This window comes from Lysobacter dokdonensis DS-58, from assembly GCF_000770795.1.
Classification (GTDB): Bacteria; Pseudomonadota; Gammaproteobacteria; order Xanthomonadales; family Xanthomonadaceae; genus Noviluteimonas; species Noviluteimonas dokdonensis.
Genome location: NZ_JRKJ01000005.1, coordinates 82,495 through 107,094, shown reverse-complemented (window position 1 = coordinate 107,094; position 24,600 = coordinate 82,495). Strand labels below are relative to the sequence as shown.

The window sequence follows — 24,600 nt, the reverse complement described above, 5'->3', positions numbered from 1 at the left end:
GCATCAACGCTTGTGACTGGCGGAGACGGAGGGATTCGAACCCTCGATGGAGCTTTTGACCCCATACTCCCTTAGCAGGGGAGCCCCTTCGGCCTCTCGGGCACGTCTCCGGAGAGCGGCGAAGTCTACAGATTCAGCCTGCGCCCGGCAAACCCGTTTTGCCCGGCTCGCCCGGTTCTTCGCCGCGCTGGATGCGCTGGTAGATTTCTTCGCGGTGCACGGCGACGTCCTTCGGCGCGGTGATCCCGATGCGGACCTGGTTGCCCTTGACGCCCAGCACCGTGACGGTGACCGAGTCACCGATCATGAGTGTTTCGCCGACGCGTCGCGTGAGGATCAACATGTTGAGTCTCCTTCCTTCGCCAGCGGCCATCCCGCTGGTCCAGTCCGCCGCACAAACCGCGCGGCGGGGCACATCCCTTGGTGCTCGAAGCTGAACGATCATAGTCGCGGGCCACATGGGCCCACAACCGCAACTCGTCATGCACCCCGGTCAGGCCGGGGCGCCGGACGATCAGTGTAGGCGCTCGGCCACCCACTGCGGAACCGCTTCCAACGCCGCTTGCAATGCCGGGCCGTCGTCGCCGCCGCCCTGCGCGAGGTCCGGACGTCCACCACCCTTGCCGTTGATCCGACTCGCGACATGCGCCAGCAGTTCCCCGGCCTTGACCTTGCCGGCCGCCGAACCGCTCACGCCCGCGACCAGCGCCGCCTTGCCGTCGCTCGCGCCTGCGAGGACGATCACGGCGTCGCCGAGTTGTTGCTTCAAACGATCGATCGCATCGCGCAGCGCCTTCGCATCGAAGCCTTCCAGGCGCGCGGCCAGCACGCGCACGTCGCCGACCGCGACCGCGCCGGCCGCGAGGTCCGAGGTGGCGCCCGATGCGGCCTTCGCCTTGAGTTGTTCGACTTCGCGCTCGAGCTTCTTCTGCCTGTCGAGCAGCGCACGGAGTTTTTCGTTCACTTCGCTGGCATTCCCGCCCAGCAGCCTGGCGGCGTCGTTCAAGCGGCGCTCCTCGTCCATGACGTGGTCCAGGGCGCCCTGCCCCGTCACCGCTTCGATGCGACGCACGCCGGCGGAGACGCCCCCTTCCGAAACAATCTTGAACAAGCCGATGTCGCCGGTACGTGAGACATGCGTGCCGCCGCACAACTCCGTCGACGTCTCGCCCATGCGCAACACGCGCACGCGCTCGCCGTATTTCTCGCCGAACAGGGCCATCGCGCCGAAGTCGAGCGCTTCCTGCATGCCCATGTGGTGGATTTCGGTCGAATGGTTGCGGCGCACTTCGGCGTTGACCATGCGCTCGATCGTCGCCAGCTCCTCCGCCGAGACCGGCTGGAAATGCGAGAAGTCGAAGCGCAGGCGATCGGGCGCGACCAGCGAACCCTTCTGCGTCACATGCGTGCCGAGGACCGTGCGCAGCGCCGAATGCAGCAAGTGCGTCGCGCTGTGGTTGAGCACGGTCGATGCGCGGCGCTCCGCGTCGATGGCGCCGCTCACGCGATCGCCGACATTCAGTTCGCCCGACATCAGTGCACCGACGTGGCCATGGAACTGGCCCGCGAGCTTGAGCGTGTCGCGCACGTCGAAGGTCGCATTCGCGGTGGCGAGCTGGCCGGTGTCGCCGACCTGGCCGCCGCTTTCGGCGTAGAACGGCGTGCGATCCAGCACGACGATGGCCGATTCGCCGGCGCGCAAGGTCTCGACCGGACGGCCGTCACGCACGATGGCCTGCACGAGCAGGTCGTTCGCCGTCGGGCCTTCGTAGCCCTCGAACTGCGTCGGCGCGAGCTGCGCGATCAGCTCGCCCGGCAATGCCAGGCCGCCGCCGAACTTGCCCGCGGCGCGCGCGCGGTCGCGCTGCTGCTCCATCAGGCGTTCGTAGTCGGCCATCGTCTCGCCGGGCAGCGTCATGCCCTTCTCGCGCAGGATGTCGGCGATCAGGTCCGGCGGGCAGCCGTAGGTGTCGTGCAGTTGGAAGACCTGCTCGCCCGACAGCGCGCCGTCGGATTGATGCAGGTAGCCTTCGAGGCGCTGCATGCCGGCGTCGAGCGTCTGCGCGAACGCGGCCTCTTCGGCCTTGAGCGCGCGCTCGACGAGTTCGCGCTTGGTGTTCAGTTCCGGGTATGCATCGCCCATCGCTTCGCACAGCGGCGCGACCATGCGCCAGAACGCGCCGTCGGCCTGCAAGGCGCCAAGCTTCCAGAAATGACGCACGGCGCGGCGGATGATGCGGCGGAGCACGTAGCCGCGGCCTTCGTTCGACGGCAGCACGCCGTCGACGATGAGGAAGCTGCACGCGCGGATGTGGTCGGCGATGACGCGCAGCGACTTGTGTTCGAGATCGGCGGTGTTGGTGATCTTCGCCGCCGCGCGGATCAGGTGCTGGAACAGGTCGATTTCGTAATTGCTGTGCACGTGCTGCAGCACGGCGCACAACCGCTCCAGGCCCATGCCGGTGTCGACGCACGGCGCCGGCAACGGCACGAGCGTGCCGTCGGGCTGGCGGTCGAACTGCATGAAGACGTTGTTCCAGATTTCGATGAAGCGGTCGCCGTCCTCATCGGGCGAGCCCGGCGGGCCACCCGGGATGTGCGCGCCGTGGTCGTAGAAGATCTCGGTGCACGGGCCGCACGGGCCGGTGTCGGCCATCTGCCAGAAATTGTCCGACGCGTACGGCGCGCCCTTGTTGTCGCCGATGCGGATGATGCGCTCGGGCGGCAGTCCGACCACCTGGTTCCAGATGTCGAAGGCTTCGTCGTCGGTGTGGTAGATCGTGACGAGCAGGCGGTCGGCCGGCAGCTTCCACACTTGCGTCAGCAGTTCCCACGCCCACGCGATTGCGTCGCGCTTGAAGTAGTCGCCGAAGCTGAAGTTGCCCAGCATCTCGAAGAAGGTGTGGTGGCGCGCGGTGTAACCGACCTGGTCGAGATCGTTGTGCTTGCCGCCGGCGCGCACGCAGCGCTGCGAGCTCGTCGCGCGCGTGTAGCTGCGCTTTTCGGCGCCGAGGAAGACGTCCTTGAATTGCACCATGCCCGCGTTGGTGAACAGCAGCGTGGGGTCGTTGCCCGGCACGAGCGGGCTGGACGGCACGATGGTGTGGCCCTTGGAGCGAAAAAACTCGAGGAAGTCGGACCGGATCTGGTGGCTGGTGCGGATGGCGTTGGGCGAGTTCATGAGGCGACCGGGGGGAAGCGCTGCTCCCGAAGGCCGCCAAGGGTATCAGGCCGTGCGAACCAGTTCAGTCGTCGGGGTCGAAGCGCGTGGCTGCGCGGACCTGGGCCCCCGTGAATCCGCGGCGCATCAGCCAATCGGCGGCCTTGCGCTGGCGGTCGCGGTCTTGCGCGAGGTCTTCGCCGAAACGGCGACGCGCGAGGCCGCGCGCGAGCTCGTCCCAATCCACTTCGGCCGCCTCCATCGCAGCGCCGACGGCCTCACGACCGAGGCCATGCGTTCCAAGCTCCGCACGAATTCGGACCGGCCCGTAACCCGTTGAGGCGCGACTGCGCACGAGGGATTCGGCGAAGCGGCCATCGTCCTGCCAGCCGGCCGCTTCGAGCTTGTCGACGGCCGCGACGGCGTCTTCTGGTTCGACGCCGCGCGCGGTGAGTTTGCGGGTCAATTCGCGCCGCGAGTGTTCGCGGCGCACCAGCAAGCCGAGCGCGCGTTGCGCCGGTGTGGGTTCAGGCCTCTTGCGACGCGGCTTGCGCTCGGGCACGTCCGTGCCCTGCGCGCCCGACGCGACGTCATCGGAGGCCCGACCGTCCTCCCCGCTGCGCCATCCCATAGCCAACGGGGAGGACGACGGATCAGGAGTCGGCGCTTTCCGGCGACGCATCGCGCGGCGCTTCGGCCGGCTGGAACTTGGCGCGCAGCTCGGTCTCCAGGCGCACCGCGATCTGCGGGTTGTCCTTGAGGAACTGGCGGGCGTTCTCCTTGCCCTGGCCGATGCGCTCGTCGTACGCGCTGTACCAGGCACCCGACTTTTCGACGAGCTTGGCGTTCACGCCCATCTCGAGCAGCTCGCCTTCGCGGCTGATGCCTTCGCCGTAAAGGATTTCGGTGATGACCTGCTTGAACGGCGGCGCCATCTTGTTCTTGACGACCTTGATGCGCGTTTCGTTGCCGATGATCTCGTCGCCCTTCTTGACCGAACCGATGCGGCGGATATCCAGGCGCACCGAGGCGTAGAACTTCAGCGCATTGCCGCCCGTGGTGGTTTCCGGGCTCTGGCCCGGCATCATGATGCCGATCTTCATGCGCAGCTGGTTGATGAAGATGACCATGCAGTTGCTGCGCTTGATGTTGCCGGTGAGCTTGCGCAGCGCCTGGCTCATGAGACGGGCCTGCAGTCCGGGCAGCTGGTCGCCCATTTCGCCTTCGATTTCGGCCTTGGGCGTGAGCGCGGCGACGGAGTCGATGACGACCATGTCCACCGCGGCGGAGCGCACCAGCATGTCGGCGATTTCCAGCGCCTGCTCGCCGGTGTCGGGCTGCGAGACCAGCAGGTCGTCGATGTTGACGCCCAGCTTCTGCGCGTAGATCGGGTCGAGTGCGTGCTCGGCGTCGATGAAGGCCGCGGTGCCGCCGTTCTTCTGGCACTGCGCGATGGTCTGCAGCGTCAGCGTGGTCTTGCCCGAGGATTCCGGACCATAGATTTCGACGACGCGCCCCTTGGGCAGGCCGCCGATGCCGAGCGCGATGTCCAGCATGAGCGAGCCGGTGCCGATGACTTCCGCCGGCTCGACGGCCTTGTCGCCCATGCGCATGACCGAACCCTTGCCGAACTGCTTCTCGATCTGCCCGAGGGCCGCGGAAAGGGCGCGCTTCTTGTTCTCGTCCATGGTCGTGTCCTGATTTTTGGGATGGTCTTGGGTTGGCGGCGACGTTACGGAGCGGCGGTCGCGCGGATTGAGACGGGTTCGCATGGGGAAGTATTTTCTTTTGCGCCGTTCGACGGCATCAGGGAAGGCCGCGTGCGCGTGTCAGAGAAACACTGAAGCGAAAGCGTCATCGGGGTCATCGGTTGGGACGCACCAGGCCGCAGTAGAGGCCTTCGATCTCGAAGTCCTGGCCGGGCTTCACCTCGATCGGTGCGTAGTCGGGGTTGCGGGGAAGCAGCCGGATCCGGTCGGCCGACATCTTCAGGAGCTTCACGGTGATCTCGTCATCGACGCGGGCGACGACGATCTGGCCCGAGCGCGCGTCGCGCGTGCGGTGCACGCCGATCAGGTCGCCGTCGAAGATGCCTTCGTCGCGCATCGAGTCGCCCTTCACCTTGAGCAGGTAGTTGGGCGTGGGCGAAAAGAACACGCGGTCCAGCAGCACGTAGCTGTCGCCGCCGACGTCCGCGCCGATCGGCACGCCCGCGGCGACACGGCCCAGGACGGGCAGCCGCAGCATGTCCTCGTTGGCGGCGGCCAAGGCGACGGCCTTCGGCGGCGCCGCATCGACGATGCGGATGCCGCGCGCGACGCCCGGGATGCGCTGGATGGCGCCCGCCTGTTCCAGCGCCTCGAGGTGGTATTGCGCCGCGCGCACGCCCTTGAAGCCGCAGGCGTGGGCGATCTCGGTTTGCGACGGCGGCAAACCGTCGCGCTCGATGCGCTCGGCGATCAGGGCGAGGATGGCTTGCTGCGTATCGGTCAGGTCCATGGTTAGTAGTATTACTGCTAACCGGACGTGGCCGTCAACCCTTCTATTGGTCCAGCAGCCCGCCGAGCCCCTTCAGGGCGCATTCGACCGTCTGCCTGCGCACGGCTTCGCGGTCGCCATCGAAGCGGACCACCTCGGCCTTCGGGTAGCCGCCGCGCCGTTTCCAGGCGATCCACACCGTGCCGACAGGCTTGTCCGGCGTCCCCCCGCCCGGCCCGGCGATGCCCGTGACCGCGACTGCGACCGTTGCGCCCGAATGCGACAGCGCCCCCGACACCATCTCGATGACCGTCTCGCGGCTCACGGCGCCGAACTTCTCCAGCGTCTCCGGCCGCACGCCCAGCAACGCCTGCTTGGCTTCGTAGCTGTAGGCGGCCAGCCCGCAATCGAACCAGTCGGACGAACCGGGCACGTCGGTCACCGCCTTGGCGATCCAGCCGCCGGTGCAACTCTCGGCGGTGACCAGCATGTGGCGCGCGGCGCGCAGCCGCTCGCCGAGGGCCTGCGCAAGCGCGTGCAGCGCGTCGTCGTTCGGAACCGTCATGGGCAGCGTTCGAAGCGGTGGGCGCTGGCATACTGCCACGGCTGCCCTGCCTTGCCCGACATGTCCCTCCACGAATCGATCGATCCGCGCGCCGCCGCGCGCAACGACGCCCACACTCCGCTCATGCGCCAGTTCTTCGCCGCCAAGGCGGAGCACCCGGACGTGCTGCTGTTCTTCCGCATGGGCGACTTCTACGAGTTGTTCTACGACGACGCACGCAAGGCTGCGCGCCTGCTCGACATCACGCTGACCCAGCGCGGTTCGTCCGCGGGCCAACCCATCCCGATGGCCGGCGTGCCGTATCACGCGTGCGAGGGGTATCTCGCGCGGCTGGTCGCGCTCGGCGAGTCGGTGGCGATCTGCGAACAGATCGGCGATCCGGCGGCGTCGAAGGGCTTGGTCGAACGCAAGGTCGTCCGCATCGTGACGCCCGGGACGGTGACTGACGAAGCGTTGCTGTCCGAACGCCGCGACACGCTGCTGCTCGCCGTTTCGCGCGACAAGCGCGGTTACGGCCTGGCCTGGATGGATCTGTCGAGCGGCCGCTTCCTCGTCAACGAAGTCGACGGCGACGACGCGCTCGACGCGGAGATCGCGCGCCTCGAACCCGCTGAAATATTGGTGCCCGACGAAGACGGCGTACCAGCCTCGCTGTTGTCCCGCACCGGCGTGCGACGCCGCGCGCCGTGGTTGTTCGACGCCGACAGCGGCCGCCGCCAACTCCTGCAGTTCTTCGGCTTGCACGATCTCACTGGCTTCGGCATCGAGGAGCGCCCGCGCGCCATCGCCGCCGCCGGCGCGTTGCTCGGCTACGTCGAGGAAACGCAGAAGCAGCGCCTGCCGCATCTGTCGTCGATCGCACTGGAAGCCAGCGACGGCGCGATCGCGATGAACGCCGCCACGCGCCGCCACCTGGAACTCGACACGCGCATCGACGGCGACGTGCGCACCACGCTGCTCGGCGTGCTGGATTCGACGATCACGCCGATGGGCGGCCGCCTGCTGCGCCGCTGGCTGCATCGCCCATTGCGCGACCGGCGCGTCGTCGGCGAACGCCACCATGCCGTCGCGACGCTCATCGACCAGCGCGGCGATGTCGCATTGCGCGACCGCTTCCGCGCACTCGGCGACCTCGAACGCATCCTCACCCGCGTCGCGCTGCGCAGCGCGCGTCCGCGCGACCTGTCCACGTTGCGCGACGGCCTGGGCCTGTTGCCCGAGGTGCGCACGATCCTCGCACCGCTCGATTCGCCGCGACTGCAAGCGCTCGCGGCGCAACTCGGCGAACATGCGGGCAACGCCGCCCTGCTCGCGTCGGCCATCGTGCCGCAGCCGCCGGTGCTCGCGCGCGACGGTGGCGTTTTCGCCGAGGGCTACGACGAAGATCTCGACGAATTGCGCCGACTGTCGACCAACGCCGACCAATTCCTCGTCGACCTGGAAGCGCGCGAGCGCGCAGCCAGCGGCATCGCGACGCTGAAGGTCGGCTACAACCGCGTCCACGGCTACTACATCGAAATCAGCAAGGGCCAGTCCGACAAGGCGCCGACGCATTACACGCGCCGCCAGACGCTGACCGGCGCCGAGCGTTACATCACCGAAGAACTCAAGCAATTCGAGGACAAGGTGCTGTCTGCGCGCGAACGTTCGCTCGCGCGCGAGAAGCTGCTGTACGACGGGTTGCTCGACGCGCTGAACTCCGAACTCGAATCGCTGAAGCGTTGCGCGACGGCGTTGTCCGAGCTCGACGTCCTCGCCTGCTTCGCAGACCGCGCGCAGGTGCTCGATTGGTCGCGCCCGGAATTGCGCGAGGCATCGGGCCTGTGCATCGAACGCGGCCGCCACCCGGTCGTCGAAGCGGTGCGCGACGCGCCGTTCGAGCCGAACGACCTGGTGTTCGACGACACCGTGCGCATGCGCGTGATCACCGGCCCGAACATGGGCGGCAAGTCGACGTACATGCGGCAGAACGCGCTGATCGTGCTGCTCGCGCATATCGGCAGCTTCGTGCCGGCGTCGCGCGCGGTGATCGGCCCGATCGACCGCATCCTCACGCGCATCGGCGCGGGCGACGACCTGGCGCGCGGCCAGTCGACCTTCATGGTCGAAATGGCGGAAACCAGTTACATCCTGCATCACGCCACGAGCGAATCGCTGGTGCTGATGGACGAGATCGGCCGCGGCACGTCGACGTACGACGGCCTCGCCCTCGCCGACGCCTGTGCGCGGCACCTGGCGGCGGTCAATCGCAGTTACACGTTGTTCGCGACGCATTACTTCGAACTCACCGCGCTCGCCGAACCGGGCAGCGGAATCGCGAACGTGCACCTCGACGCCGTGGAACACGGCGACACGCTGGTGTTCATGCACGCGGTGAAGGACGGCCCGGCGAATCGCAGCTTCGGTTTGCAGGTCGCCGCGCTCGCGGGATTGCCGAAATCGGTCGTGCGCCAGGCGCGCGGGCGGTTGGCGGAACTGGAGCAGCAGGGGCGCGATGCGCCGTCGATGCCGATGACGGTCGACGCGCTGGATTCGCCGCAGCAGTTCGGGTTGTTCGCGCCGTCGAGCGCGGCGATGGAAGCGTTGGCGGCGATCGAGCCGGACGAGCTCACGCCACGGCAGGCGCTCGAGGCCCTCTATCGGCTCAAAGGCTTGCTCTAGGCCTTTCGCACCTACAGCGCGTCGAGATCGCCCAGCGCGCGGATCAACCGCCGCGCGCGCTTGTCGGGTTTCGTCTCCGGCGCTTGATATCCGGCGCGTTCGGCGGCGCGCGTCGCACGCTCCGCGGCACGCCGCTCACGCGATTCGACACTCTCCTCGTACAACGCCTGCGCGACCTTCGCAGGCCCGCGCGTGTCGGACAACCCGCGCACGAGGATCTCGAAACGCTCCTCGCCGCGCCCGATGGTCATCGCTTCGCCGACATGCACCTGGCGCGAGGGTTTGGCGCGCTGGCCGGCGATCTCGACCTTGCCGGTTTCGATCGCATGCTTGGCCACGCTGCGCGTCTTGAAGAAGCGCGCGGCCCAGAGCCAGAGGTCGATGCGGACGCCCGGTTGCGGGGCGTTGGCGGGATGTTCGGTCGTCATGGGGCGATATAAACAAAACGACCGCCAAGAGGCGGTCGTTTCGGGTACTTCTGGCAGGGAAGCTTACTGCTGCGCAGCGGCGGCGGCAGCGGCAGCGGCCTTGGCCTTGGCGTTGCCGGCCAGGTCTTCCTTGATGCGCGCGGCCTTGCCTTCCAGGCCACGGAGGTAATACAGCTTGCCCGCACGCACGTCGCCGCGGCGCTTGACTTCGACCGAGTCGATGGCGGCGCTGTGGGTCTGGAACACGCGCTCGACGCCGTAGCCGTGCGAGATCTTGCGCACGGTGAAAGCGGAGTTCAGGCCGGCGTTCTTCTTGCCGATGACCACGCCTTCATAGGCCTGGATGCGTTCGCGGTTGCCTTCCTTGACCTTGACGTTGACCACGACGGTGTCGCCGGGACCGAAGTCGGGCAGCTGGCGCTGGATCTGGTCGGATTCGAAGTTCTGCAGCAGCGTGTTGAGCGAGGGCTTGTTCATGGGACGGCCTGTTGGTGTTCGCGCAGTGCGCGACGCTTGTTATCGGGCACGGGCGCAAGGCCGATGCCGGGGCTGTTGGGACGAAGCCGCGCATTCTAGCGGGTCTCCGCGGGCGAATGCCAGCTTTTCTTTGGGAACCGGGGGGTTACGCGTCCCCGTCGGGTTCGTCGATGCCCCGCATGTAGCGGGCGCGGAAGGCGTCGAGCAATGCGCGATCGGCCTTTTCGAGGGCCTGTTCATCCAGCAGGTCCGGCCGGCGCAGCCACGTGCGGCCCAGGCATTCCATCCGGCGCCAGCGGGCGATCTCCGCATGGTTGCCCGAGAGCAGCACCTCGGGGACCTTGCCCAGCGGGTGTTCGACCGGCCGCGTGTAGTGGGGGCAATCGAGCAGGCCGCCTTCGAAACTGTCCTGCTGGGCGGATTCGGCGTCGTTCAACGCGCCTTCCTGCAGGCGGGCCACCGCGTCGACCACCACGGCCGCCGCCAGCTCGCCGCCGGAAAGCACGTAGTCGCCGATCGACAGTTCCTCGTCGACCTCGGCTTCGATCAGGCGTTCGTCGATGCCTTCGTAGCGGCCGCACAACAGGATCAGGCGCGGCAGCGACGCGAGTTCGCGGACCTTGGCCTGCGTCAGCTTCGTCCCCTGCGGCGTGAGGTAGACGACGCGGGCCTGCACCGGATCGGCGGCGCGCGCGGTTTCGATGGCGTCGCGCAGCGGGTCGATCAGCATCACCATGCCGGGGCCGCCGCCGAACGGGCGGTCATCCACGCGGCGGTAGTTGCCGGCGGCGTAGTCGCGCGGGTTCCAGCCATGCAGCGACAGCAGTCCGCGCTCCTGCGCCCGCCCCACCACGCCGAAGGCGGCGCATTGCGCGACGAATTCGGGGAACAGGCTGACGATGTCGACGCGCATGCTCAGAAGTCCGCGTCCCAGTCCACGGTGACCAGGCCGGCGTCGAAATCGACGGACGTGATGTAGTCGGGTTGCACGAACGGGATCATGCGTTCGCGATCGCCCTGCGCGACGAGCACGTCGTTGGCACCGGTCGAAAACAGATGCGACACGGTGCCGAAATCCACGCCTTCGCTGTTCACCACACGCAGCCCTTCCAGGTCGACCCAGTAATACTCGCCGGGCGCCGGTGGCGGGAGCGTGGAGCGCGGGACGAAGACTTCGGTGCCGCGCAGCGCATCGGCGGCGTCGCGGTCGGCGATGTCGGGCAGCACGGCGACGACGCCCTTCGGCGTGACGCGGCCTTTCGCGCCGGTGCACTCGCGTTCGCGGCCCTGCGCATCGCGCAGCAGCCACGGTTGGTACTTGAAGAGGCGTTCGGGCGGATCGGTGAAACTCTCGAGTTTCACTTCGCCCTTGATGCCGAACCCGCCATGAAAGCGCCCCACCAGAATCAGCTTCCGTGGGGCGTTGGTTTCACTCATGGGTTTTGCGTCGCGCGGTGCGCGACCGCGAAACTCAGGCAGCCGGAGCGGCCTTGGCGGCCTGCTTGGCGAGGTTGGCGACCTTGTCGCTCATCTGCGCGCCCTGGCCGACCCAGTAGTTCAGGCGTTCGGTATTCAGTTCGACCGACTTCTCCGCACCGGCGGCGATCGGGTTGTAGTAACCCAGGCGCTCGATGTTGCGGCCGTCGCGCGCGCTGCGCGAGTCGGTGACGATGATGTGGTAGAAGGGGCGCTTCTTCGCGCCGCCGCGGGTGAGGCGGATCTTGACCATGGTGCGGAGTTTCCTGTGTTGCCCAGTCGGCGGTATGCCGAGGTAAGCCGGCGATTGTACTGGGGAAACGGGCCCCGGGGGAACCCCGGGCTCAGCGGAACGGCGGCATCCCGCCCCGGCCGCCCATCATCCCCTTCATCCCGCGCATCAGGCCCTTCATGCCGCCGCCGGCCAGCTTGCCCATCATCTTTTCCATCTGCTGGAACTGCTTGAGCAGCTTGTTCACGTCCGCCGGCGAGGTGCCCGAACCGCGGGCGATGCGGGCGCGGCGCGAACCGTTCAGCAAATGCGGGTTGCGGCGCTCCTTCGGCGTCATCGACCCGATGATCGCCATCATGCGCGGCACTTCCTTGCCGGTGACCTGGTTCTTCAGGTGCTCGGGGACCTGGCCCATGCCCGGCAGCTTGTCCATGAGGCCGTGCAGGCCGCCCATGTTCTGCATCTGCTCCAGCTGGTCGCGCATGTCTTCCAGGTTGAAGCGCTTGCCCTTGGCCACCTTCTCCGCGAGCTTGGCCGCCTTGTCCTTGTCGACCTGCTGCTCGACCTGCTCCACCAGGGACAGCACGTCGCCCATGTCGAGGATGCGGCTGGCGACGCGGTCGGGGTGGAAGACATCGAGGCCGTCGGGCTTCTCGCCCGTGCCGATGAACTTGATCGGCTTGCCGGTGATGTAACGCACCGACAACGCGGCGCCCCCGCGCGCGTCGCCGTCGGTCTTGGTGAGCACCACGCCCGTGAGCGGCAGCGCTTCGCCGAAATGCTTCGCCGTGACCGCCGCATCCTGGCCGGTCATCGAGTCGACGACGAACAGCGTTTCGACCGGCGAGACCGCGGCGTGCAACGCCTGGATCTCGCGCATCATCGCCTCGTCGATGCTGGTGCGGCCCGCGGTGTCGACGATGAGCACGTCGGCGAAGGACTTGCGGGCATCGTCGATGGCGGCGCGCACGATCGCTTCGGGCTTCTGCGAGGGGTCGGACGGGAACCACAACACGTCGACCTGCTGCGCGAGCGTCTTCAGTTGTTCGATCGCGGCCGGGCGATACACGTCGGCCGACACCACCATCACCTTCTTCTTGCGGCGTTCCTTCAGGTGCTTGGCGAGCTTGGCGACGGTCGTCGTCTTGCCCGCGCCCTGCAGGCCCGCCATGAGCACGACGGCAGGCGCGGGCACGTTGAGGTTCAAATCGGCGGCGGCGGCGCCCATCACGGTCGTCAGTTCGTCGCGCACGACCTTGATCAGCGCCTGGCCCGGCGTCAGCGACTTCAGCACTTCCTGGCCGACAGCGCGCACCTTGATGCGCTCGACCAGCGCCTGCACCACGGGCAGCGCGACGTCCGCCTCGAGCAGCGCGATGCGCACTTCGCGCAACGACTCTCGGATGTTCTCCTCGGTGAGCCGGCCGCGGCCGCGCAGGCGCTCGATGGTGCCGGAGAGACGCTGGGTCAGGGATTCGAACATGGGCGGGGGTCTTGGAAACGCGCGGAAAACGGGCCGCGCAGTATAGCCCCTGCGCCGTGCGACACTTTCGGCATGACGCTCGCATTCATCGCCACCCTCGCCTACCTGATCGCCGCCGGGCTGCTCGCGCGCGGTGTCGCGCGCGACGACCACGGCCGCGCCTGGCTCGTGCCGGCCCTGGCCGCGCTCGGGCTGCACGCGGCATTGCATGCGACGACGTGGCACGCGGCGGGCGCGCTCGACCTGCACTTCTTCTCGGCGCTGTCGATCGTCGGACTCGGCATGGGGATCCTGACGACGTTGTTCGGCGCGAGCGGTCGCATGGCCGCGCTCGGCGTCATCGTGTTCCCGATCGCCGCCATCGTCGCCCTGGCCTATGCGTCGTACGGGCACGTGCATACGCCCTCGCCGCTCGACTGGCGCCTGCAGTTGCATGCGTGGTGCGCGCTGCTGGCCTACGCGACGCTCGGCATCGCCGCGGTGATCGCGGTGTTGCTCTGGGCGCAGGAACGTGCGTTGCGTCGCCGCGAATTCCACGGATGGCTGCGCGCCTTCCCGCCGCTCACCGAACTGGAATCGCTGCTGTTCCGCACCATCGCCGTCGGCTTCGGGCTGCTCACCGCGACGTTGCTCACCGGCGTGCTGTTCGTCGAAAACCTCTTCGCCCAGCACCTGGTGCACAAGACGGTGCTGAGCGTGCTGTCTTGGCTGGTCTTCGGCGGACTGCTGCTGGGCCGCTGGCGGCGGGGTTGGCGCGGGTCGAAGGCCGTGCGCTGGACCCTCGTTGCCATGGTCTTGTTGCTGCTGGCCTTTTTCGGCAGCCAGTTCGTGCTGGAGCTCGTTCTGAAGCGGGTCTGAGCTCGGCAGCCGCGGGAAGGCTGCTTTCACAATAATTGCATTGACAACTATTGCGTCGGCATCCATCATGCCGGCCCATGAATACGACGCCTCCCTGCAACGGGTCCTCGCTGGGCCTGCTCTTCCGCCAGGTCCGCGACGCCATGTGGGCGCGCATGGAGGCCGAACTCGCAGCCAGCGGCCACGACCTGAACTTCAGCCAGTACATCACCCTCAAGACGCTGGCCCATGGCCCGGCGGGCGTGACCGAGCTGGCCCGCGCTGCGTACCTCCACCCCGGCGCGATGACCCGGCTGCTCGACAAGCTCGAAGAACGCGGGCTCCTCGCCCGTGAGGCGGTCGTCGGCGACCGCCGCGCCCTGCAGATCGTGCTGAGCGAGGCCGGCCGCGCGATGTGGGAAGACATCTCCCCGTCCGCGCAGCGCGTGCACGACACCGCGATGGCGCACCTCAGCGACACCGAACGCTCCGAACTGATCCGTCTCCTCTCCCAGGTCCGCGACAACCTCGCGGCGCAGGACTGACATGCGCCCCTCCTTCCTTCCCCTCGCCCTTGCGACCTCCGTCTTCCTCGCCGGCTGCGCGAGCACGCACGGCCTGGCGCCGGAATCGCAGCCGCGCGATGCGAACGCCACTCTCGCGACAAAGCAGTCCTTCGGCGCCACGTCCGATGCACGGTTCCCCGCGCAGGCTTGGTGGAAGGCGTATGGCGATCCGCAACTCGATGCGCTGATCGACGAAGCGCTCTCGGGCACGCCGTCGCTCGCCGCCGCCGATGCACGCGTGCGCCAGGCCGCCGCGCAGGCGGGCCTCGCCGACGCCGCGCGCAAGCCGACGCTCGGCGCGAGCGGCCAGTACATCGGCCTGCTGATTCCCGAAAGCATCGCGCCGGAAGGCCTGGGCGGCGAATACCAGGGCATCTTCCTGCTCGGACTGAACTTCAAGTGGTCGCTCGACCTGTGGGGCGCGCACGCTGCGGAATGGCGCGGTGCGCTCGACCAGGCGCGCGCCGTCGAAGTGGACGCGCAGGCCGCGCGCCTGATGCTCGCGTCGAACATCGCGCGCACGTACATCGCACTCGCCCTCGCGCACGATGCGGCGGACACGGCGAACGCCGAAGCCGCGCGCGCGTCCAATCTCGCGTCGCTCTCGCAGCAGCGGGTCAAGGCCGGCATCGACAACCAACTGCAGTTGCGCAACGCCGAAGCCAACGTCGGCGCGGCGAAGCAGCAGGCGCAGGCCGCGATGCAACAAGCCGACCTCGCTCGCAACGCGCTCGCCGCGTTGCTCGGCAAGGGCCCCGACCGCGGCCGCGCGATCGCCACGCCCGCATTGCTGCAAGGCCCCGCGCCCGGCGTGCCCGACGTGTTGCCGAGCGATCTGCTGGGCCATCGCCCCGATGTCGTCGCCGCGCGCTGGCGCGTCGAAGCCGCGGGCGAACGCATCCACGTCGCGAAGGCAGCGTTCTACCCCACCGTCAACATCAACGCACTCGTCGGCGTCGCCGGCGGCCATCTGTCGGACTTGTTCGACAGCGACAACGCGCTGGTCAACGGCGGCCCCGCGTTGAGCCTGCCGATCTTCGACGGCGGCCGCCTGCGCAACTCGCTCGCGAAGAGCGATGCCGAGTACGACCTTGCCGTCGCCGACTACGACCAGACGCTGGTCGGCGCGGTGCGCGAAGTCGCCGACGCCGTGCAGACCGCGCGCGCGCTCGATGCGCAGCTCGCGACGATCGCGCAGGCGCGCGAGTCGGCCAACGCGGCCTACTCGGTGGCATCGCAACGCTACAAGGCCGGCCTGGGCACGCAGCTCGACGTGCTCGCCGCGCAACGCCCGTTGCTGCAGTTCGACCAGCAGATCGATGCGCTGCGTGCGCAACGCTTGCAGGCGACGGTCGACCTGCAGCGCGCGCTCGGCGGCGGGTTGCAGATCGCCCATCCGATCGCGCTGGACGCCAACAACCAAGCTTCGAACTGACTCCCTCCCCTCTTTTCCGCTTCCCGCAGCCATGACCCAGCAAATCAATCCGAATGCTTCCGCACCGGCCGGCGCGCCGGTGAGCAAGCGCAAGCGCGCGCTGATGATCCTCGCCGCCGTCGTCGTCCTCGGCGGCATCGCGTGGGCCTTGTGGTACTTCCTCGTCGCGCGGTGGCACGAAGACACCGACGATGCGTACGTGCAGGGCAACGTCGTGACGATCACGCCGCAGTCGCAGGGCACGGTCGTCAGCATCGCCGCCGACGACGGCATGAAGGTCGTCGCCGGCCAGGTGCTCGTGCAGCTCGACCCGAACGACGCGCACGTCGCCTACGAACAGGCCGAAGCCAACCTCGCCAATGCGGTGCGCCAGGCGCGCGGCCTGTATAGCGCCGTCGAAGCGAACCAGGCCGACATCACCGCGCGCCGCGTCGCGGTGCAGAAGGCCCGCGAGGACGTCGCGCGCCGTGCGGGCCTCGTGGCCACGGGCGCCGTCGCCGCCGAAGAACTCGCGCACGCACGCGATGAACTCGCCGCCGCCGAGGCCGCGCTGGCCGGCGCGAACGAAAACCTCTCGCGCAATCGCGCACTGGTCGATGCGACCACCGTGCAGACCCAGCCGCAGGTCGCCGCCGCCGCCGCGCAGTTGCGCTCGGCGTATCTCAACCTGCAGCGCATGGCCATCGTCGCGCCGGTCACCGGTTACGTCGCCAAGCGTTCGACGCAACTCGGCCAGCGCGTGCAGCCCGGCACCACGCTGATGACGGTCGTCCCGCTCGAGCAGGTGTGGGTGGAAGCGAACTTCAAGGAAACGCAGCTCGCGAACATGCGCATCGGCCAGCCGGTCGAACTGCATTCGGACCTCTACGGCGACGACGTGCGCTTCGACGGCCATCTCGTGAGCCTCGGCCTGGGCACCGGCAGCGCCTTCGCGCTGCTGCCCGCGCAGAACGCCAGCGGCAACTGGATCAAGATCGTGCAACGCGTTCCGGTGCGCATTTCGGTGGACGCGGCGCAATTGAAGGATCATCCGTTGCGCCTGGGGCTGTCGATGCACGCCGACGTGGCGATCCGCGACCGCGGCGGCGCGCTGCTCGCCGACGCGCCGCCCGCCAAGCCGCTGCTGACGACCGACGCGTACGCCAAGCAACTCGCCGATGCCAACGCGCGCATCGCGAAGATCGTGCAGGCCAACCTGGGCCGTCGCGGCTAAATCGCCCCCATGTCCGCAACGACCGCAAACGCGGCCCCGATGCCGCAGGCTGCCTTCCGCCCGCCGAACATGGCGCTGACGACGCTGGGCCTGGCGCTGGCGTCGTTCATGCAGGTGCTCGATCTGACGATCGCCAACGTCTCGTTGCCGACGATCTCCGGCAACCTCGGCGGCAGCGCGAACCAGGCGACGTGGGTGATCACGTCCTTCGCCGTGAGCAACGCCATCGCGCTGCCGCTCACCGGCTGGCTGACGCGCCACTTCGGCGAGCGCAAGTTGTTCGTGTGGGCGACCGCGTTGTTCGTCGTCGCATCGTTGTTGTGCGGCCTGGCCTCCAGCATGGGCCTGCTCGTCGCCGCGCGCGCGTTGCAGGGCTTCGTCGCCGGGCCGATGTATCCGATCACGCAGGCGCTGCTGATTTCGATCTACCCGCCCCACAAACGCGGGCAGGCAATCGCCTTGCTGGCGATGGTCACCGTCGTGGCGCCCATCGCGGGCCCGATCCTCGGCGGCTGGATCACCGACAACTATTCGTGGGAATGGATCTTCTTCATCAACGTGCCGATCGGGCTGTTCGCCTCGTTCGTCGTCGGCCGGCAATTGAAGGGACGCCCCGAGCGGCTGGAAAAGCCGAAGATGGATTACGTCGGCCTGATCACGCTGGTACTCGGCGTGGGCGCGCTGCAGATCCTGCTCGACCTGGGCAACGACGAAGACTGGTTCCGCTCGAACCTGATCGTCGCGCTGTCGATCCTCTCGGCGATCTCGCTCGCGGTATTCGTCATCTGGGAGATGACGGACAAGGACCCGATCGTGAACCTGCGCCTGTTCCGCCATCGCAACTTCACCGCTGGCACGATCGCGATGGTGGTGGCGTACGCGGCGTTCTTCAGCGTCGGCATCCTCGTGCCGCTATGGTTGCAGCGCAATCTCGGCTTCACGCCGATCTGGGCGGGCTTCGCCACCGCGCCGATCGGCATCCTGCCGGTGTTGCTGACGCCCTTCGTCGGCAAGTACGCGCACAAGTTCGACCTGCGCATGCTGGCGAGCCTGGCGTTCATCGCGATGTCGCTGACGAGTTTCGCGCGCGCCGGATTCAACCTCGACGTCGACTTCAACCACATCGCGATGGTGCAGTTGTTGCAGGGCTTCGGCGTGGCGCTGTTCTTCATGCCGGTGCTGCAGATCCTCTTGTCGGACCTGCAGCCGCACGAAATCGCGGCCGGTTCCGGGCTCGCGACGTTCATGCGGACGCTGGGCGGTTCGTTCGCGGCATCGCTCACGACGTACGCCTGGACCGAACGCGGCGCCGTGCACCACGCGCACCTGACGGAAAAACTGTCGGCCTACGACCCCGCGACCATCGAGGCCGCCACCCGCCTGGGCAACGGCGACCTGCAACGCGGCGCGGCGGTGCTCGAACGCATGATCTCCAACCAGGCCGCGCAGATCGGTTTCAACGAGATCTTCCACCTGCTCGGCATCGTGTTCCTCGGCGTGATCGCGTTCGTGTGGATCGCCAAGCCACCGTTCCAGGCGAAGGCCGGGCCGAGCGCGGAGGCTGCGGGCGGGCACTGATCCGCGCGCAGCGCGGCGCGGACTAGACCGCAGCCGACAACGCGTCGCTCAACCGCTCCACCGCGATGACTTCCAGGCCCTTGTAAGCTCCGGCCTTCGGCGCATTGGCCTTCGGCACGATCGCGCGCTTGAAGCCGTGCGTCGCGGCTTCCTTCAGGCGCTCTTCGCCGTTCGGAACCGGGCGGATTTCACCGGAGAGGCCGACTTCGCCGAAGGCGACGGTCTTCTCCGCGAGCGGACGGTCGCGGAGCGAGGACAACACGGCGAGCAACACCGGAAGGTCCGCCGCGGTTTCCTGCAAGCGGATGCCGCCGACGACGTTGACGAACACGTCCTGGTCGCCGACGCCCACGCCGCCGTGGCGGTGCAGCACCGCGAGCAACATCGCCAGGCGGTTCTGTTCCAGTCCCACCGCCACGCGGCGCGGGTTGGACAGCGGCGATGAATCGACCAGCGCCTGTACTTCCACCAGCAGCGGACGCGTGCCTTCGCGCGTGACCATCACCGAACTCCCGGGCTGCGCGGTGCTGCCGCCCGACAGGAAGATCGCCGAAGGATTGGGCACTTCGCGCAACCCCTTCTCGCCCATCGCGAACACGCCGAGCTCGTTCACCGCGCCGAAGCGGTTCTTGAATGCACGCAGCACGCGGAACCGGCTGCCGCTCTCGCCTTCGAAGTACAGCACCGCATCGACCATGTGTTCGAGCACGCGCGGGCCGGCGATGCCGCCTTCCTTCGTGACATGGCCGACGAGGAACACGGCGGTGCCGGTTTCCTTCGCGTAACGCACGAGGCGCGCGGCGCTCTCGCGCACCTGGCTGACGGACCCAGGCGCCGCGCCGATCGACTCGGTCCACAACGTCTGCACGGAGTCGGCGACGATCACCTTCGGGCGCATCGCGACGGCTTGTTCGAGGATGCGCTCCACGCCGGTTTCGGCGAGCGCGTGCAGGTGATCGATGGGCAATCCGAGGCGTACCGCGCGGCCGGCGACCTGCGCGAGCGATTCCTCGCCCGTGACGTACAGGCCGGGCAATGTCGCGCCCATCTGCGAAAGCGCCTGCAACAGCAACGTCGACTTGCCGATGCCCGGATCGCCGCCCACCAGCACGACCGCGCCTTCGACCAGGCCGCCGCCGAGCACGCGATCGAATTCGCCGATACCGGTGGGAACGCGCGCCTCTTCGCTATGCCGCACTTCGCGCAGCGCGGTGACCTGCGGGGCGTCGACCTTGCCGGCCCACCCGCCGCGCCGTGCCGCGGGCGCCGCGGCCGTCGCCGATTCCAGGACGACTTCGCTCAGGCAATTCCATGCCCCGCACGCGTCGCACTGCCCCTGCCACTTGGCGTAATCGGCGCCGCATTCGGTACAGACGTAGGCGGAACGGGAGGGCTTCTTGCCGGTGGCGACCTTGGCCATTTTGCGGACTGCACGTGCGTGGGCGATGGCGCACTGTATCCGCTGCAATCCCACGGCGTGCGACACGCCCTCGGGCAATCGCATGTCCCGCGCATAAAAAAAGGCCGGGGAAGCCCCCGGCCTTTGCGTACGCCCTCCGTGGCGCGCGTCCCTGTCTCAATCCTTCCGGGCGTCCCTGCCCGGGGTCTCGCGCGGCGCCGTCCCTTACGCCGCGCGAGCATTGGTTCCCGGCTGTTCGCACAGCCCTTTTTCCCCACGTTGTCCTTACAGGTCGCTCCCGGCCGCGGCCGCGTTGCGGATCAGGCCCGAGAACGGCAGCAATTGCGTGATGTAACGGTTCCAGCGGGTAATACCGGCCGGGCCGACCCACACGACGTCGCCTGCCTTCAGCGAGAAGCGCGAGGCGACCGCGAAGGCGGCCGGCGAAGTCGCGTCGAGGTTGTAGACCGCCGCCGGATTGCCCTTGTCGTCCATGCCGCGGATCACGTAGACCGCGTTGCCCCGCGAGGTTTCCGGATTCAGGCCACCGGCGCGGCCGAGGGCCTGCGTCAGCGTCATGTCGCTGGTCTTGAACGGGATCGCCTTCGGGTCGCGCGCTTCGCCCACCACGTAGACCTCGTTGCGGTCGTTGTACGGCAGGTACACGCGATCGCCGGGCTTGAGGTAGATGTCCTGCGCCACGCCATCGCGGTTGATGGCGTCCATGTCGATGTTGTAGTTGCGGCCATCGCGCGTGAGCACCAGGCCCGACAAATTGGCGTTGGTCACGTCCACGCCCGCGCGGCCGATCACCTGCGACAGCGTCTGCGGCACGGTGGTCGTGTCCTGCGGCGCGGTATTGCTGAAGGCGCCCTGCAGCGACACGCGACCGCCGAAGCCGACGACGTTGACGTCGACCTGCGGATCCTTGAGGTAACGGGCCAGGCGCTTTTCGAGCGTGCTGCGCACCTGCTCCACCGTCATGCCGCCGACCTTGACCTTGCCGGCGTAGGGGTAGAACAGCGTGCCGTCGGACTGGACCTGGCGGCCGTTGGTGATCGCCTGCTGCTGGGAGCCGGCCGGCGTGGTGAGTTCGGGGTGGTCCCACACGGTGATGATCAGCGTGTCGCCGGGGGCCACTTCATAGGCCGTCGGCTGGAACGACGTCAGCTCGGCCGGCAGCACCACGGGCTGGCGCTTGGCCGCCACGAGGTCGGCCGTGATCGGCACCACCTGCAACTCCTGGCCGTTGTCGACGATGGTCGACGGCCCCTTGGCCGACATCTTCTGGCCCGGGATGCAGCCGGTGAGTGCCAGTGCGATCGCGAGCATTGCGATGCGCGTCAGTTGGGTATTCAAGGTGGAGCCCTCCTAGCTGGGAAGCCGCGCAGGCCTGCGCGGGCCGAATTCAGGTTGTCCGCGGCAGCCTACGGACAGGAATGCGCGCGTCATGTGAAAACTGCCGGGCTTGGTCGCCCGGCGTTGTTCACGCGGTTTTATTGCCGAAACAAGCGGCCATCAGGCCTGCGTACTCTTTCAACGCACGGCCGCTGCGCCACAGGGCACGGGGGCTGGGAAGCCATCGGTCGGCCCATCCGTCGCCGCGGACGGACGGTGGCTCGGGCACGGGCACTTCGATCACGTCGAGCCCGGCGCCGCGGAAGAGCACGCTGGCACGCGGCATGTGGATGGCCGAGGTGACCAGCAACACCGAGCGCACGCCGTTGCGCCGGGCGATCTGCGCCGAGTAGCGCGCGTTGGTGGTCGTGTCGGTGCTGCGCTCCTCCAGCAGAAGCGCGGTATCGGGGACGCCGAACTTGCGCATGCCGCGCGCCATGTTGCGTGCCTCGGTACGGACGCCTTCGCCGCCGCCGGAGAGGATCACGCGCGGAGCGCGGCCGGCGATGTACAGCCGCGCGCCCTGCGCGAGCCGGCTGTACTTGAGGTCATCGAGCGTCACGCCCGGGCGGTTGATCCAGGTGTAGCCCCCACCTCCGAGGACCACGATCGCGTCGGCTTTCGGCATTTCAGCCGGCGGCGCCACGGCATAGCGGTCCTCGAGCGATTCGCGCAGCCATTCGGCATTGCGCGGCAGCGACCAGAAGGCCGACCACCCGACCGCAATCAGGGCGATCGCGACCGCCACCCGCTTGCGCTTGAACACCGCGTGCACGCCGAAGGCGAGCAGGAGCAACACCAGCGTCAGCGCCAGCGGAAACGTCAGCGCGACGACGATTTCGCGCAGGAACGTCATGACGCGGGCCGCCGCGGCGTCAGGCCGCGGCCCTCGCGTGGCGACGTGGCAGCAACTCGTCGTACACCTCGATCGTGCGGCGGATGACCATCTGCTCGTCGAAGTGTTCCATCGCCTTGCGGCGCGCTTCGTCGCCCAGGCGGCGCACGAGCAGACGATCGTCGTCGAGCAGCGCGAGCTTCTCGGCGAGCGAACGCGCGCAGCGCGGTTCGACGTGCAACCCATCCACGCCGTCGCTGCTCACCACTTCGCGGCAACCCGGCAAATTGGTGGTGACGACCGCCAGGCCGCACGCGGCAGCTTCGATCAAGCTCTTGGGCACGCCTTCGCGGTAGTAGCTCGGCAACGCGATGACGTCCATCGAACGCATCAGCGTCGGCATGTCGTCGACGTGCCCGCGCCAATCGACGAGGCCTTCGTCGACCCACGCCTGCGCCTGTTCGCGGCTCGCCGAACGCGGGTTGCCCGAATCGGGCGAGCCGGCGATGACGAATTCGATGTTGCGGCCTTGCGCACGCAACATGCGTGCCGCTTCGATGAATTCACCGATGCCCTTCTCCCAGAGCAGGCGCGCGGCGAGCAGCACGCGCAGCGGACGCGGTTCGGCGACGGGATCCACCGGCAGGAAGCGTTCGAGGTTGACGCCCGAACTGCGGATCACGCGGATCTGCTGCTGCGGCACCAGGCGCGCGCGCACGAAGGCATCGGCGTCGTCCGGGTTCTGCAGGATCAGGCGCGATTGTTTGCCGCCGAGCGTGCCGCGCATCAGCAGCTTCACCCACGGGCGCAACGTGCGTGCGAGCACTGCGTCGCTCGCGAACACGTAGCCCATGCCCGCCACCGCGTTGACGACGGCAGGCACGCGTGCCGCGCGCGCGGCGAGCGCACCGTAGATCGCGCATTTCACCGTGAAGTTGTGCAGCAGGTCGGGGCGTTCGGTGCGCAGGATGCGCGTGAGCGCGCTGATCGTCTGCGCTTCGCGCAAGGGGTTCAGGCTCGCGCGGTCCATGGCCAGCTGGATCCAGCGCAGGCCATGGTTCGAGAACCGTGCACCGTACTCGCCGGGCGGCGACAGCATGACGACGTCGTGCCCTTCGGACTGCAGGCGCAGCGCGGTGGAGAGGCGGAAGTTGTACAGATACCAATCCGTGTTGGCATAGAAAACGAATTTCATCGGGTGGACTCCGCCAGACGATGGTGGTGCAGGTACGGCACGTAGGGTTTCGACGTAGCGACATCCGTCGCTTTCGAAGCCATGACCGAACGCAGCATCCAGGGGAAGACGAGGAACAGCAGGAAACACGATGCGTAGCGAATGCCCGATCCTGGGTTGTACATGCCGAACGGCACGTAAGCGACCAGAGTGAGCAGCATCGCCGGCAGCCATGCGAGCACGAGAATCTTGCGGCCGACCGGATCAGGAACGCGGAAGGCTTGCTGGATCGCGTAGAGCAGCAGGAAGAACACGGTGAGGCCCGAGACCAGGAACGGCAGCATCACCGGGCGCGCGAACACTTCCGCGGGCGTCGGGCCGACGATCGCGAGCGGCAAGGTCCACCACAGGCTGCTGAGATACCCGTTGGTCGTATCGATGTTGATCCACATGCGCGTGGTTTCGGAACCGATCGTGAAGTACGCGCGCGCCTTGGGCAGCACATCGTTGGCGATGTAGTCGTCGATCTGCGGCCAAACCGCGATGGCGACCACCGCACCGAGCAGCGCGAGCATCAACGCCTGCACGCCGAGGCTCAATCCGACGCGCGGTCCGCGCTGCACCAGCCACGCCATCAGGAAGAACAACCCCATCGCCGCGCCGAAGGGTGTCCGGATGAACATCATGCCGGCGACGCACAACACCGCGAACCACCAGCGTGCCGTCGATCGTTGCCGGAAGTAGCCGACCATCGCGCCCATGAAGTAGCCGAGCAATCCGATGTACAGCGCTTCGCGCCCGACCACCGATGCCCACACGCCGAAGCTCGGGATCAACAGGATCGCCAGCAACGGCCAGCGATACGGGCCATGCAGGCGCGCTTGCCCGACCAGGTACGCCACGCCGCTCGCGGCGAACAGCGAGAACACCAGATGCGCGAGCACGTCGACGCGCAACAGGTTCACCACGGTGGTCGCGACCTGCGTGACGAAGTACGTACGCGCCGAGGCTTCTTCGTCGTAGCCGCCCGTCAGGTAGGCCTTCGCATCGCCGAGCTGGCTGAAACGGCTGTAGATGAACACCGCGAACAGCGTCCACGCCACGAAGATCGCGTACACGCTCGCCTTGCCCAGCCTGTTGCGGGCAGGCGGCGCCTGGTGCTCGGCCGCGAGGTCGGCGTAGGGAACGTCGGTCATGACGTTTTG

Annotated in this window: 23 protein-coding genes and 1 tRNA gene; 6 read left to right on the top strand and 18 right to left on the bottom strand. The window is 67.9% G+C overall.

What is annotated here, in order from left to right:
- Positions 1 to 17: 17 nt before the first annotated feature.
- The 7 genes from LF41_RS04935 to LF41_RS04905 all read right to left on the bottom strand — a co-directional run bounded on the left by LF41_RS04935 (position 18) and on the right by LF41_RS04905 (position 6,203).
- Positions 18 to 110 (bottom strand) — tRNA-Ser (locus LF41_RS04935).
- Positions 111 to 133: 23 nt separating this feature from the next.
- Positions 134 to 343: a carbon storage regulator CsrA gene (gene csrA, locus LF41_RS04930; RefSeq protein ID WP_036166734.1), complete on the bottom strand. Its 210-nt coding sequence runs from the start codon at positions 341 to 343 to the stop codon at positions 134 to 136.
- 171 nt (positions 344 to 514) lie between these two features.
- A complete protein-coding gene (gene alaS, locus LF41_RS04925) occupies positions 515 to 3,181 on the bottom strand; it encodes an alanine--tRNA ligase (protein ID WP_036166731.1) in 2,667 nt (888 codons plus the stop codon).
- A gap of 64 nt (positions 3,182 to 3,245) precedes the next feature.
- Positions 3,246 to 3,722 carry a recombination regulator RecX gene (recX, locus tag LF41_RS04920; RefSeq protein ID WP_036167060.1) on the bottom strand — a complete coding sequence of 159 codons (477 nt, stop codon included), beginning with the start codon at positions 3,720 to 3,722 and terminating at the stop codon, positions 3,246 to 3,248.
- Between the two features lie 91 nt (positions 3,723 to 3,813).
- A complete protein-coding gene (gene recA, locus LF41_RS04915) occupies positions 3,814 to 4,848 on the bottom strand; it encodes a recombinase RecA (protein ID WP_036166728.1) in 1,035 nt (344 codons plus the stop codon).
- Positions 4,849 to 5,023: 175 nt separating this feature from the next.
- Complete coding sequence (gene lexA / locus LF41_RS04910) at positions 5,024 to 5,659, bottom strand: transcriptional repressor LexA (protein WP_036166726.1); 636 nt, start codon at positions 5,657 to 5,659, stop codon at positions 5,024 to 5,026.
- Positions 5,660 to 5,702: 43 nt separating this feature from the next.
- Positions 5,703 to 6,203, bottom strand: a complete 501-nt coding sequence (locus LF41_RS04905) for a CinA family protein (protein ID WP_036166721.1) — start codon at positions 6,201 to 6,203, stop codon at positions 5,703 to 5,705.
- Between the two features lie 60 nt (positions 6,204 to 6,263).
- Between LF41_RS04905 and mutS the strand changes: the two genes are divergently transcribed.
- Positions 6,264 to 8,864: a DNA mismatch repair protein MutS gene (gene mutS / locus LF41_RS04900; RefSeq protein ID WP_036166717.1), complete on the top strand. Its 2,601-nt coding sequence runs from the start codon at positions 6,264 to 6,266 to the stop codon at positions 8,862 to 8,864.
- An 11-nt stretch (positions 8,865 to 8,875) separates the two neighbouring features.
- On the opposite strand, the gene LF41_RS04895 is transcribed toward mutS, so the two are convergent.
- The 6 genes from LF41_RS04895 to ffh form a co-directional block, all read right to left on the bottom strand.
- The gene (locus LF41_RS04895) at positions 8,876 to 9,292 is read right to left on the bottom strand and encodes an RNA-binding S4 domain-containing protein (RefSeq protein WP_036166714.1); all 417 of its coding nucleotides are present in this window, start codon (positions 9,290 to 9,292) and stop codon (positions 8,876 to 8,878) included.
- Positions 9,293 to 9,355: 63 nt separating this feature from the next.
- Positions 9,356 to 9,769 (bottom strand): 50S ribosomal protein L19, encoded by a 414-nt coding sequence (gene rplS, locus LF41_RS04890; protein WP_036166711.1) that lies wholly within the window; start codon positions 9,767 to 9,769, stop codon positions 9,356 to 9,358.
- Positions 9,770 to 9,914: 145 nt separating this feature from the next.
- Positions 9,915 to 10,682, bottom strand: coding sequence for a tRNA (guanosine(37)-N1)-methyltransferase TrmD (trmD, locus tag LF41_RS04885; RefSeq protein WP_036166708.1), 768 nt, complete (start codon positions 10,680 to 10,682; stop codon positions 9,915 to 9,917).
- A gap of 2 nt (positions 10,683 to 10,684) precedes the next feature.
- A complete protein-coding gene (gene rimM, locus LF41_RS04880) occupies positions 10,685 to 11,206 on the bottom strand; it encodes a ribosome maturation factor RimM (RefSeq protein WP_036166705.1) in 522 nt (173 codons plus the stop codon).
- 34 nt (positions 11,207 to 11,240) lie between these two features.
- Positions 11,241 to 11,498 (bottom strand): 30S ribosomal protein S16, encoded by a 258-nt coding sequence (rpsP, locus tag LF41_RS04875; RefSeq protein WP_036166702.1) that lies wholly within the window; start codon positions 11,496 to 11,498, stop codon positions 11,241 to 11,243.
- A gap of 91 nt (positions 11,499 to 11,589) precedes the next feature.
- Positions 11,590 to 12,960 carry a signal recognition particle protein gene (gene ffh, locus LF41_RS04870; protein WP_036166700.1) on the bottom strand — a complete coding sequence of 457 codons (1,371 nt, stop codon included), beginning with the start codon at positions 12,958 to 12,960 and terminating at the stop codon, positions 11,590 to 11,592.
- Positions 12,961 to 13,032: 72 nt separating this feature from the next.
- On the opposite strand from ffh, the gene LF41_RS04865 reads away from it, so the two are divergent.
- The 5 genes from LF41_RS04865 to LF41_RS04845 all read left to right on the top strand — a co-directional run bounded on the left by LF41_RS04865 (position 13,033) and on the right by LF41_RS04845 (position 18,589).
- A complete protein-coding gene (locus LF41_RS04865) occupies positions 13,033 to 13,818 on the top strand; it encodes a cytochrome C assembly family protein (protein WP_036166697.1) in 786 nt (261 codons plus the stop codon).
- 77 nt (positions 13,819 to 13,895) lie between these two features.
- Positions 13,896 to 14,342 carry a MarR family winged helix-turn-helix transcriptional regulator gene (locus LF41_RS04860; RefSeq protein WP_036166694.1) on the top strand — a complete coding sequence of 149 codons (447 nt, stop codon included), beginning with the start codon at positions 13,896 to 13,898 and terminating at the stop codon, positions 14,340 to 14,342.
- A 1-nt stretch (position 14,343) separates the two neighbouring features.
- On the top strand, positions 14,344 to 15,798 hold the full coding sequence (locus tag LF41_RS04855; protein WP_036166691.1) for an efflux transporter outer membrane subunit: 1,455 nt from the start codon (positions 14,344 to 14,346) through the stop codon (positions 15,796 to 15,798).
- A gap of 31 nt (positions 15,799 to 15,829) precedes the next feature.
- Entirely contained in the window at positions 15,830 to 17,011 is a 1,182-nt protein-coding gene (locus LF41_RS04850) for an HlyD/EmrA/EmrK family protein (protein ID WP_036166688.1), read from the top strand.
- Between the two features lie 9 nt (positions 17,012 to 17,020).
- Positions 17,021 to 18,589 carry a DHA2 family efflux MFS transporter permease subunit gene (locus LF41_RS04845; RefSeq protein ID WP_036166685.1) on the top strand — a complete coding sequence of 523 codons (1,569 nt, stop codon included), beginning with the start codon at positions 17,021 to 17,023 and terminating at the stop codon, positions 18,587 to 18,589.
- A 22-nt stretch (positions 18,590 to 18,611) separates the two neighbouring features.
- Here the strand turns inward: LF41_RS04845 and radA are convergent, their stop codons facing one another.
- The 5 genes from radA to LF41_RS04820 form a co-directional block, all read right to left on the bottom strand.
- Positions 18,612 to 20,009: a DNA repair protein RadA gene (gene radA, locus LF41_RS04840; RefSeq protein WP_036166683.1), complete on the bottom strand. Its 1,398-nt coding sequence runs from the start codon at positions 20,007 to 20,009 to the stop codon at positions 18,612 to 18,614.
- Positions 20,010 to 20,273: 264 nt separating this feature from the next.
- Positions 20,274 to 21,347, bottom strand: coding sequence for a polysaccharide biosynthesis/export family protein (locus LF41_RS04835; RefSeq protein ID WP_338037844.1), 1,074 nt, complete (start codon positions 21,345 to 21,347; stop codon positions 20,274 to 20,276).
- Between the two features lie 127 nt (positions 21,348 to 21,474).
- Positions 21,475 to 22,242 (bottom strand): YdcF family protein, encoded by a 768-nt coding sequence (locus LF41_RS04830; protein ID WP_036166680.1) that lies wholly within the window; start codon positions 22,240 to 22,242, stop codon positions 21,475 to 21,477.
- A gap of 19 nt (positions 22,243 to 22,261) precedes the next feature.
- Positions 22,262 to 23,416, bottom strand: a complete 1,155-nt coding sequence (locus LF41_RS04825; protein WP_036166677.1) for a glycosyltransferase family 4 protein — start codon at positions 23,414 to 23,416, stop codon at positions 22,262 to 22,264.
- The gene (locus LF41_RS04820) at positions 23,413 to 24,591 is read right to left on the bottom strand and encodes a hypothetical protein (protein WP_036166674.1); all 1,179 of its coding nucleotides are present in this window, start codon (positions 24,589 to 24,591) and stop codon (positions 23,413 to 23,415) included. The genes LF41_RS04825 and LF41_RS04820 overlap by 4 nt, the downstream gene beginning before the upstream one ends.
- Positions 24,592 to 24,600: the final 9 nt, after the last annotated feature.

Excerpts from the sequence above, each read along its gene's own strand:
- trmD (WP_036166708.1), bottom strand. The coding sequence starts at position 10,682 with ATGCGCGTCGACATCGTCAGCCTGTTCCCCGAATTCGTCGCGCAATGC.
- LF41_RS04865 (WP_036166697.1), top strand. The coding sequence starts at position 13,033 with ATGACGCTCGCATTCATCGCCACCCTCGCCTACCTGATCGCCGCCGGG.
- LF41_RS04895 (WP_036166714.1), bottom strand. The coding sequence starts at position 9,292 with ATGACGACCGAACATCCCGCCAACGCCCCGCAACCGGGCGTCCGCATC.
- rpsP (WP_036166702.1), bottom strand. The coding sequence starts at position 11,498 with ATGGTCAAGATCCGCCTCACCCGCGGCGGCGCGAAGAAGCGCCCCTTC.
- LF41_RS04820 (WP_036166674.1), bottom strand. The coding sequence starts at position 24,591 with ATGACCGACGTTCCCTACGCCGACCTCGCGGCCGAGCACCAGGCGCCG.
- LF41_RS04825 (WP_036166677.1), bottom strand. The coding sequence starts at position 23,416 with ATGAAATTCGTTTTCTATGCCAACACGGATTGGTATCTGTACAACTTC.
- mutS (WP_036166717.1), top strand. The coding sequence starts at position 6,264 with ATGTCCCTCCACGAATCGATCGATCCGCGCGCCGCCGCGCGCAACGAC.
- radA (WP_036166683.1), bottom strand. The coding sequence starts at position 20,009 with ATGGCCAAGGTCGCCACCGGCAAGAAGCCCTCCCGTTCCGCCTACGTC.
- LF41_RS04860 (WP_036166694.1), top strand. The coding sequence starts at position 13,896 with ATGAATACGACGCCTCCCTGCAACGGGTCCTCGCTGGGCCTGCTCTTC.
- rplS (WP_036166711.1), bottom strand. The coding sequence starts at position 9,769 with ATGAACAAGCCCTCGCTCAACACGCTGCTGCAGAACTTCGAATCCGAC.
- rimM (WP_036166705.1), bottom strand. The coding sequence starts at position 11,206 with ATGAGTGAAACCAACGCCCCACGGAAGCTGATTCTGGTGGGGCGCTTT.
- csrA (WP_036166734.1), bottom strand. The coding sequence starts at position 343 with ATGTTGATCCTCACGCGACGCGTCGGCGAAACACTCATGATCGGTGAC.
- ffh (WP_036166700.1), bottom strand. The coding sequence starts at position 12,960 with ATGTTCGAATCCCTGACCCAGCGTCTCTCCGGCACCATCGAGCGCCTG.
- LF41_RS04845 (WP_036166685.1), top strand. The coding sequence starts at position 17,021 with ATGTCCGCAACGACCGCAAACGCGGCCCCGATGCCGCAGGCTGCCTTC.
- alaS (WP_036166731.1), bottom strand. The coding sequence starts at position 3,181 with ATGAACTCGCCCAACGCCATCCGCACCAGCCACCAGATCCGGTCCGAC.
- lexA (WP_036166726.1), bottom strand. The coding sequence starts at position 5,659 with ATGGACCTGACCGATACGCAGCAAGCCATCCTCGCCCTGATCGCCGAG.
- recA (WP_036166728.1), bottom strand. The coding sequence starts at position 4,848 with ATGGACGAGAACAAGAAGCGCGCCCTTTCCGCGGCCCTCGGGCAGATC.
- LF41_RS04850 (WP_036166688.1), top strand. The coding sequence starts at position 15,830 with ATGACCCAGCAAATCAATCCGAATGCTTCCGCACCGGCCGGCGCGCCG.
- LF41_RS04830 (WP_036166680.1), bottom strand. The coding sequence starts at position 22,242 with ATGACGTTCCTGCGCGAAATCGTCGTCGCGCTGACGTTTCCGCTGGCG.
- LF41_RS04855 (WP_036166691.1), top strand. The coding sequence starts at position 14,344 with ATGCGCCCCTCCTTCCTTCCCCTCGCCCTTGCGACCTCCGTCTTCCTC.
- LF41_RS04905 (WP_036166721.1), bottom strand. The coding sequence starts at position 6,203 with ATGACGGTTCCGAACGACGACGCGCTGCACGCGCTTGCGCAGGCCCTC.